This window comes from Lactiplantibacillus sp. C232 (assembly GCF_023806725.1).
GTDB lineage: Bacteria > Bacillota > Bacilli > Lactobacillales > Lactobacillaceae > Lactiplantibacillus > Lactiplantibacillus plantarum.
This window is the reverse complement of sequence record NZ_JAMSKZ010000052.1, coordinates 1-383: the sequence shown is the minus strand read 5'-3', so window position 1 is coordinate 383 and position 383 is coordinate 1. Positions and strand designations below refer to the sequence as shown.

Sequence of the window (383 nt, the reverse complement as noted above, 5' to 3'; positions counted from 1 at the left end):
GCGATTAATGAGTTTAGCGATAATTAAACTTCAATAAAAAACTCAAAAAACGCGGTGTTCTCGGTTTCATTATGAAAAAATATATTTGATATTATCTAGTTTTCAAAGAACAAGTTTCAATGACGACTAACGTCGTCAATGGAGAATAGCGGGATCGAACCGCTGACCCCCTGCTTGCAAAGCAGGTGCTCTCCCAGCTGAGCTAATTCCCCATGAGGTATTCAACTTATGGAACCAACTGGTTCGGTTCCAATGGGCCTAAATGGACTTGAACCATCGACCTCACGCTTATCAGGCGTGCGCTCTAAACCAGCTGAGCTATAGGCCCAAAAAACGCTTATTAAATTGAGAGTTAGACCTCTCAAAACTAAACAAAGTTTCGA

The 383-nt window shown here is 41.3% G+C and carries 2 tRNA genes; both read right to left on the bottom strand.

Going from position 1 to position 383, the window contains the following annotated elements:
* Nucleotides 1-139: 139 nt before the first annotated feature.
* Nucleotides 140-212 (bottom strand) — tRNA-Ala (locus MZO41_RS16570).
* 41 nt (nucleotides 213-253) lie between these two features.
* Nucleotides 254-328 (bottom strand) — tRNA-Ile (locus MZO41_RS16565).
* Nucleotides 329-383: the final 55 nt, after the last annotated feature.